The organism is Kitasatospora sp. DSM 101779, assembly GCF_025655475.1.
Lineage (GTDB): Bacteria > Actinomycetota > Actinomycetes > Streptomycetales > Streptomycetaceae > Kitasatospora.
In genome coordinates, this window is record NZ_JAHTIK010000001.1 from 2,432,975 (window position 1) to 2,440,838 (window position 7,864).

The window sequence follows — 7,864 nt, forward strand, 5'->3', positions numbered from 1 at the left end:
TTCGCGGCGCCTCCGCCGCCTCCGCCGCCCGCTCCGGGTGCCGCGCCGCAGGCCTTCCCGATGCCGGCGCCGTCCGTCCAGGCGTACGGCGCGGCGCCGCAGCCGCCGGGGGCGATGCCGCCGCCGGCGCCGGTGGCGGCCGCCCCCCGGATGCGCGGGATGGCCGGCGGCGGGTTCCGCTCGGCTCCGGCGCCCGCCTTCGAGGCGGAGCCCGAACCGGTGGCGCCGCCGCCGCTGCCGGGTCCTTCGCAGGCGCAGCTGGACTACGCCGGCCTGGTGCTGGACGGTCCCGACCGGCCGAAGCACCGGCGCGGCCTGCTGTTCCCCGGGGCGGTGCACGACCCGGCGGCCACGGAGTCGCGGAACCTCGCCGAGTCGGTGGCGGGGCTCGCGCTGCCCGCGCACGCGGTGCGGCCGCGGGTGTCGGCGGGCTCCTTCGACCAGCGGTACGACGCGGCGGCGCGGGCCGACGTGCCCTCGGACGGCACCTGGCACACCGTCACCGTCGGGGAGGTGCCGGTCTCGCTGCGCACCGAGTACGTGTGCGTGCCGGCCGTCGAGGAGGTGGTGTACGGGACGCTGGTGCTCACCAATGCCACGGCCTCGGCGCTGCTGGCCGGGCCGGTGGAGGTCACCGTGGACGGCGACTTCCTGCTGACCGCTGCGCTGCCGACGCTGGCCGCGGGCGGCGCCCGCCGGGTCGGCCTCGGCCGGGCGGAGGCGGTGCGGGTGGCCCGGCGCACCGAGATGCGGGAGTCCACCGCGGGCATGCTCAACAACACGACGGTGCTGGACCACCGGATCCACGTGGAGCTGGCCAACCGGCTGCCGCACCCCGTCACCGTGGAGGTGCGCGAACGGGTGCCGGTCTCCGCCGACCAGGACGTGCGGATCGAGGAACGCGGCACCTGGACCGCGCCCGACCGGCCGTCCGACGCCTACCCGCCGAGCACCCGGCGCTGGCGGGTGGAGCTGCCCGCCGACGGCACCGCCGAACTCGACGGCGGCTACGAGATCCGCATCCCGGCCGGCAAGGCCGTCGTCGGCGGCAACCGGAGGAGCTGACCATGACCGACACATCCATCGCCCCGTTCCCGGACGGGCCGCTGCCGAAGACCCCCGCGGCCGACCACCCGCTGCCGGTGACGGCGGTGACCTGCCTGGAGGACCGCGCGCACGTCGAGCGCACCGCCGTGGTCGACCTGCCCGCGGGGGTCAGCCGGCTGCGGCTCGGCCCGGTGTCCGCCCTCGCCGTGGACCGCACCCTGCGCGCGGAGGCGCCCGGCGGCGGGGGCGTCCGGGTGCTGGACGCCCGGGTGGTGCGCAGCTGGGTGCCGCGCGCCCCGCTGCCGCCCACCGGCGAGGACTCGGAGCTGCGGCACCGGGTGCACGCCCTGGAGCAGGAGCAGCAGGCCGAGACCCGGGTCCGGGAGCGGCTGGAGGCCCGGCTGGCGCTGCTCGGGCAGCTCGCCGCCGATCTGCTGCGGGAGATCGGCGAGGGCGCCGGCCGCGGCGAGCTGGAGCGCAGCCGCTGGGGCCGCGAGCTCGACCGGATCGACGGCGAGCGCGACGCGTGCGGCGAGAAGCTGCGGGTGTCCCGGGCGCGGCTGGAGGAGCTGGCCGAGGACCTGGCGGCGGCTCGGCGGGCGCTGGACGCGGCCGAGCAGGAGCCGGCGGAGCTGTTCGCCCACGTCGAGGTGACGGTGGAGGCGGAGGCGTCGGGCCGGGCGGAGCTGAGGGTGGGCCATCTGACGCCGTGCGCGCTGTGGCGGCCGGCCTACCGGGCCTCGCTGGCGGGCGGGCGGCTGGTGCTGGAGACCGAGGCGGTGGTGTGGCAGCGCACCGGCGAGGACTGGTCGGGGGCGCGGCTGACGTTCTCCACGGCCCGTTCGGCGCTCGCCTCGGAGCCGCCGCGGCTGACCGAGGACGTGCTGAGCCTGCGGGAGCGCACCGCGGAGGAGCGCCGGACGGTCGAGGTGGAGCTGCGCGAGGAGGAGATCGGCACGACCGGCCCGTCCGCGGACGGGCTGCCGGGCGTGGACGACGGCGGCGAGGTGCGGGTGCTGCGGGCGTCGTCGCCGGCGTCGGTGCCGGCCGACGGGCGGGCGCACCGGATCCCGCTGACCGTGTTCGAGACCGCGGCGAGCAGTGAGTTCGCGGCCGTGCCGGAGCTGTCGCCGCTGGTCACCCGGGTGGTGCGGTTCCGCAACGACGCGGGGCACGCGCTGCTGGCCGGGCCGGTCGACCTGGTGCAGGGCAGTGGGTTCACCGGCCGCGGTGAGCTGCGGTTCACCGCTCCGGGGGCCGCGGCGGAGCTGGCCTTCGGCAGTTCGGACGGCCACCGGGTGGTTCGGGAGACCGAGGAGAGCCGCGGCACGACGGGGATCACCGGTCGGACGGTGGTCACGCGGACGGTGCGGCTGCACCTGTCGCGGTTCTCCGCGCCCCAGGAGCGGGACGAGCAGGTGGTGACGGTGCGCGAGCGGATCCCGGTCTCCGAGGTGTCCTCGGTGGAGGTGAAGCTGCGCAAGGAGGCCTGCTCGCCGGCACCGGACGAGCTGGACGCGGAGGGCGTCGCCCGCTGGGACGTGCCGCTGCCGCCCGGCGGCCGACGGACCCTCACGCTCGTGTACGAGGTGTCGGCGGCGTCGAAGGTGGCGGGGCTGTGAGCCCGGTCCAGCCGGATTTGTCCCGTCAACTCCGGTAGAAATGACCCATGATCTACCATCTCGCCCCGCTGGACGACTGGCTGCGCGACCCGGGGCGGCCGTACGCGGCCGCCTCGCTGCTCACCGACGGTTTCATCCACTGCTCGGCCGACGAGCAGACGGTGCTGGCCGTCGCGAACCTCTTCTTCGCCGACACGCCGGATCCGCTGATGGCGCTGCTGATCGAGGAGAAGCTGGTCGAGCCGATGGTGAAGTGGGAGGCGCCCTCCGGCCCGCCGCCGGAGGGCGCGACGCCGGGTGTGCTCTTCCCGCACATCTACGGCCGGCTGAACCGGACGGCGGTGATCGGCCTGGAGAAGGTCGAGCGCGGCGCGGACGGCCGCTGGGCCCGGCTGCTCCCCTGGAGCTGAGCCGGGCCCTCCCGGGCGGCGGCGGTCAGAGCCAGCCGCGCTCGCGGGCCGCCATGCCCGCCTGGAAGCGGGTGGTGGCGCCGAGCTGGCGCATCAGGCTCTGCAGCCGTCGCTGGGTGGTGCGGGCGCTCCAGCCGAGGGACCGGGCGATCGACTCGTCGGTCAGGCCGGCGGCGAGCAGGCCGAGCAGCTTGCGGTGGTCGGCCTCGGGGCCGGTGTCGGCCTCGCCGTCGCCGATCGCCGCCTGCAGCGGCACGGCGCGCTCCCACTCGGCCTCGAACAGCGCGTCCAGGGCCTGCAGCAGCGCCGAGGGGTGGATGACGTAGGCGGCGTCCAGGACGCTGTCGCCGACGGTGATCGGGATGATCGCCATCTTGTCGTCCGACATCATCATCTTCATCGGCAGCACGGGGCGGACGCGGGCCTCCTCGCCGTCCTCGACGCCGATGAGGATCTCCTTCTCCAGCCGGCCCGGCCAGGCCACCGCGTCCTTGTCGTACACGGTGCGGAAGCGCACGCCCGCCTTGAGCTTGGCCCGCTGCCGGGGCATCTGGGCGACCGGGTCCTGGATGTAGGGCGGGCAGTCGAAGCCGCGCACCTGGTACTGGGTGCTGTCGACCAGGTGCTCCAGACGCTGGGCGATCGCCTCGCCGCCGGTGAGCACCTCGACGGAGTGCGCCGGGTCGGTGTACCGGGACGCCTCGCGGAAGGCGTCCATCAGCCGGTGCATCTCCGCACGGGCGCTGCGCAGCTCCGCCTCGCGGTGGCCGATCAGGGTGCCGATGGCGACGTCGGGCGCGACCGCGAGGTAGCGTTCCCGGTCGACCGGGGCCCGGGTGGCCATGCCCTGCTCGGCCAACCGGTCGAGGGCGTCCTGGCTCTGTTGCAGTGTCAGGTCGCACTGCCCGGCCAGCTCCTCGGCGGTGGACTGCGGCGAGACCACCAGGGCCGCGTACACCTGTCCGTCCGGCCGTCCGAGGCCGAGCGCTCCGAATGCGTCGAGCACGCCGCTCCTTCCCCCATGCGGCCAGTGGCCCCGTGGCGCAGTTCCGCCACTCGTCGAGCCGCTGTCCGGTGGCCATCCTGCGCCACAGATCCACATCATGACAAGGCGGTGCGTCCAGGTTCACACGGGGTCCCCCCCGATGAGCCGGAAGGCCTCCCCGCCGAACGGCGGGGAGGCCTTCGATTCGAAGGTTCGGCCACGGCCTGCCGTTACAGGCCGACCTCGCGCATCAGCTGTCCGACCTCGGGGTTCGTGAGGCGGCGCAGCCAGCCCGACTTCTGGTCGCCGAGCGCGATCGGGCCGAAGTGGGTGCGGACCAGCTTCTCCACCGGGAAGCCGACCTCGGAGAGCATCCGGCGCACGATGTGCTTGCGGCCCTCGTGCAGGGTCACCTCGACCAGGTAGTTCTTGCCGACGTTGGAGACCACCTTGAAGGAGTCGGCGCGGGCCCAGCCGTCCTCCAGCTCCACGCCCTTCGCGAGCTGCTTGCCGAGGTCGCGCGGGATCGGGCCCTGGATCGCGGCCAGGTAGGTCTTGGTGACGCCGTACTTCGGGTGGGTGAGGCGGTGGGCCAGCTCTCCGTGGTTGGTGAGCAGGATGATGCCCTCGGTCTCGGTGTCGAGGCGGCCGACGTGGAAGAGCCGGGTCTCGCGGTTGGTGACGTAGTCGCCGAGGCACTGGCGGCCGTCCGGGTCCTCCATGGTGGACACGACGCCGGCGGGCTTGTTCAGTGCGAAGAACAGGTAGGACTGGGTGGCGACGGTCAGGCCGTCGACCTTGATCTCGTCGTTGGCCGGGTCGACCCGCTTGCCCTGCTCGGTGACCCGCTTGCCGTTGACCTCGACCCGGCCCTGCTCGATGAGCTCCTCGCAGGCCCGGCGGCTGCCCATGCCGGCCCGCGCGAGCACCTTCTGCAGGCGCTCGCCCTCGGGCTCGCCGAAGGTCTTGGGGGTCTTCACGGCCGGCTTGTCGTGCCGGGCGAGCACCGCGTCCTCGATCTTGGCCTGGAGCTCGCGGGAGCGCTGCGGCTGGCGGCGCGGGTCGCCCGGGGCGCCCTGGCCCTCACGGCGCGGCTTGGGCGCGGCGCCCGGACGGCGCGCTGCGAAGCCGCTGCGGCCGGGGGTGGCGTTCGGCCCGCCGCCGTACTCGGGGCGGTCGTAGCGCCGCTCCTCGGGGCGCAGCGGGCGGTCCGGGTACCGGCGGTCGTCGCGGCGGTCGTCCCGCCTGTCGTCACGGCGGTCGTCGCGGCGCCCCCCCTGCGAGGACGAGCCGCCCCGGCCGCCGGAGGACGAGCCGTACGACGAACCGCCGCGCGAGCCGCCGTACGAGGACCCGCCGCCGTAGGGCGACCCGCCGCGCGAGCCGCCGCCGCTCCGGCCCCCGCCCTGTCCGCCGCGTCCCTGGCCTCCCCGGCCCTGTCCGCCGCTGTTGTTCCTGCCGTTGCCACTGCTGCGCATCAAAATGTCCGTACGTCGTGTCCGTCGTGGGAGTGCGTGTCGTGCCGGCCGACCTCACCGCCCCCTCACCGATCGGACGCGGGACCGTCAGGCGTTCTCGCCGTCGGCCGCGCGGGCGGCGGCCACCGCCTCCGCGATCATCGTGCCCTCCAGGGACTCCGCTTCCACGTCGTCGACCTCGGGCAGGAAGGGCGCGAGCTCGGGCAGCTCGTCCAGGCCTCGCAGCCCCGTCCGTTCCAGGAAGTAGTTCGTCGTCCGATACAGGATCGCACCTGTTTCGGGCTCGGAGCCGGTCTCTTCCACCAGTCCTCGCTGTACCAGGGTACGCATCACGCCGTCACAGTTCACACCCCGTACTGCGGAGACCCGGCTGCGCGACACCGGCTGCCGGTACGCGACGACCGCGAGCGTCTCCAGCGCGGCCTGGGTGAGGCGGGCCTGCTGGCCGTCCAGGACGAAGCGGTCGACGGCCGCCGCGCAGTCGGCGCGGGTGTAGAAGCGCCAGCCGCCGGCGACGTTGCGCAGGTCGAAGCCGCGGCCCTGGGCGGTGTACTCGGCGGAGAGTTCGCGCAGCGCGGCCAGGACCTCGGCGCGCGGCCGCTCCAGGACGGCGGCGAGGTGCGTCTCGGTGGCGGGCTCGTCGACGACCATCAGGATCGCCTCCAGCGCGGCCCGCAGCGGCACGCCGCGGGCGCCGGACTCCTCGGGTAGTTCCGGCTCCGGCTCGGGCTGCGGCTCGGGCACGGGCAGTGGCGCCGGGTCGGGCATCGGTTCGGGCTCGGAGGTGTCCGCGGCCGGCTCCGCAGCGGGCGCCGGGATGTGCGGCCGCTCCACGGCCGGTTCCACGGCCGACGCCGCCGGCGCCGGCAGGACGGGCACGGGCGCGGCCGTGGGTGCGGGCACGGGCGCGGGCTCCGCCACGGCGGCCTCGCCCTCGCCCGCGGCCTCGCCGTCGGTCGCGTAGGCGGGCTCCAGCCACTCGTCGGGGCGGGCCTGGCCGGGGAGGCCGAGGGTGCGCCGGGAGGGGCGCGGCTGCTCAGCGTTCACTGCGGTTCTCCGTCCTTGCTGCGGCCGTCCGCGCCGTCACCGGGCGGGCGGTCGAACTCGTCGGTCACCTCGACCCGCAGACCGGTGTCGGCGACCCAGTGCACCAGCAGCTCGCCCAGGGCGTCCGGCTGCTCGAAGTCGAGCACCTTCTCCCGGTACAGCTCCAGCAGTGCGAGGAAGCGGGCCACCACGACCAGCGTGTTGTCGGCGTCCTCCACCAGCCTGCCGAAGGTGGCGCTGCCGAGCGCGGTGAGCCGGTCAACGACGACCTCGGCCTGCTCGCGGACGCTCACCGGCGGGGTGTGGATGTGGTCGACGTAGACCACCGGCTTCGGCTTGGGCGCCATCGCCCGGGCGGCGAGCCTGGCGAACCCCTCCGGGCCGACGGTGATCACCACCTCGGGCAGCAGCAGCGCGTGGTGCGGCTCCAGGCCGACCGTGCGGGGGCGCTGCAGCAGCTCGGCCGCCCAGCGCTCGGCGAACAGGGCGGCCGCCTGCTTGTAGGCCCGGTACTGCAGCAGCCGGGCGAAGAGCAGGTCGCGGGCCTCCAGAAGGGCGAGGTCCTCCTCGTCCTCGATCTCGGCGGCGGGCAGCAGCCGGGCCGCCTTGAGATCGAGCAGGGTGGCGGCGACCACCAGGAACTCGGTCGCCGCGTCGAGGTCCCAGTCCGGGCCCATCGCCCGGATGTGCGCGACGAACTCGTCGGTGACCCTGGAGAGCGCCACCTCGGTGACGTCCAGCCGGTGCTTGGCGATCAGGCTGAGCAGGAGGTCGAACGGGCCCTCGAAGTTGTCCAGCCGCACCCGGAAGCCGCCGCGCTCCTCGCCCGGTCCGGCACCGGCCGGCAGGGCGGGGGCGGCCGGCTCGGGGGGCTCGGGCGCGCTCGTCATGACCGGACCATCTTCACCCGGGCCGGTCGCCGTACCACCCCCCGGGGCGCCCGACACGCCCGCGCGGGGCGGGGCGGGTGCCCGGTCGGGGCCGAGGGGGCCTTCTGCAGGCCTCAGCGGCCGCGCAGCCGCCGCACCAGGATGCTCGCCTCGCCCCGCTGCTCCAGGTCCGCCAGGACGACGGAGATGGCCTCCCGGACGACGCGGCCGCGGTCGACGGCGAGGCCGTGCTCGCCGCGCAGCACCAGCCGGGCGTGCTCCAGGTCCATCAGCTCCTCGGCGGAGACGTAGACCGTGATCTTCTCGTCGTGCCGTTCGCGGCCGGTGGGCCGGCGGGCGGCACGGCCGCGCGGGCGGGGCCGGCGGGCGGCGTCGGTCTGCTCCT

7 protein-coding genes and 1 pseudogene are annotated in these 7,864 nt (G+C 75.3%); 3 read left to right on the forward strand and 5 right to left on the reverse strand.

The features are described from left to right. The 3 genes from KSNIM_RS11315 to KSNIM_RS11325 form a co-directional block, all read left to right on the forward strand. Positions 1–1,065, forward strand: a 1,065-nt coding sequence (locus KSNIM_RS11315; protein ID WP_263103121.1) for a DUF4139 domain-containing protein, incomplete at its 5' end; no start/stop codon positions are given. A 2-nt stretch (positions 1,066–1,067) separates the two neighbouring features. Continuing rightward, complete coding sequence (locus KSNIM_RS11320; RefSeq protein WP_263103122.1) at positions 1,068–2,669, forward strand: mucoidy inhibitor MuiA family protein; 1,602 nt, start codon at positions 1,068–1,070, stop codon at positions 2,667–2,669. Positions 2,670–2,716: 47 nt separating this feature from the next. After that, entirely contained in the window at positions 2,717–3,079 is a 363-nt protein-coding gene (locus tag KSNIM_RS11325) for a DUF952 domain-containing protein (protein WP_263103123.1), read from the forward strand. Positions 3,080–3,104: 25 nt separating this feature from the next. Here KSNIM_RS11325 and KSNIM_RS11330 read toward each other — a convergent pair whose 3' ends face one another. The 5 genes and pseudogenes from KSNIM_RS11330 to KSNIM_RS11350 form a co-directional block, all read right to left on the reverse strand. Beyond that, positions 3,105–4,085 carry a helix-turn-helix domain-containing protein gene (locus KSNIM_RS11330; protein ID WP_263103124.1) on the reverse strand — a complete coding sequence of 327 codons (981 nt, stop codon included), beginning with the start codon at positions 4,083–4,085 and terminating at the stop codon, positions 3,105–3,107. Between the two features lie 209 nt (positions 4,086–4,294). Beyond that, entirely contained in the window at positions 4,295–5,542 is a 1,248-nt protein-coding gene (locus tag KSNIM_RS11335; protein ID WP_263103125.1) for a pseudouridine synthase, read from the reverse strand. Between the two features lie 87 nt (positions 5,543–5,629). Continuing rightward, entirely contained in the window at positions 5,630–6,193 is a 564-nt protein-coding gene (scpB, locus tag KSNIM_RS11340; protein WP_411543857.1) for an SMC-Scp complex subunit ScpB, read from the reverse strand. A gap of 392 nt (positions 6,194–6,585) precedes the next feature. Then, positions 6,586–7,596: a segregation and condensation protein A gene (locus KSNIM_RS11345; protein ID WP_263107902.1), complete on the reverse strand. Its 1,011-nt coding sequence runs from the start codon at positions 7,594–7,596 to the stop codon at positions 6,586–6,588. Then, positions 7,593–7,864, reverse strand: a pseudogene (locus tag KSNIM_RS11350) (hypothetical protein); the annotation flags it as partial. The gene KSNIM_RS11345 and the pseudogene KSNIM_RS11350, both read right to left, overlap by 4 nt.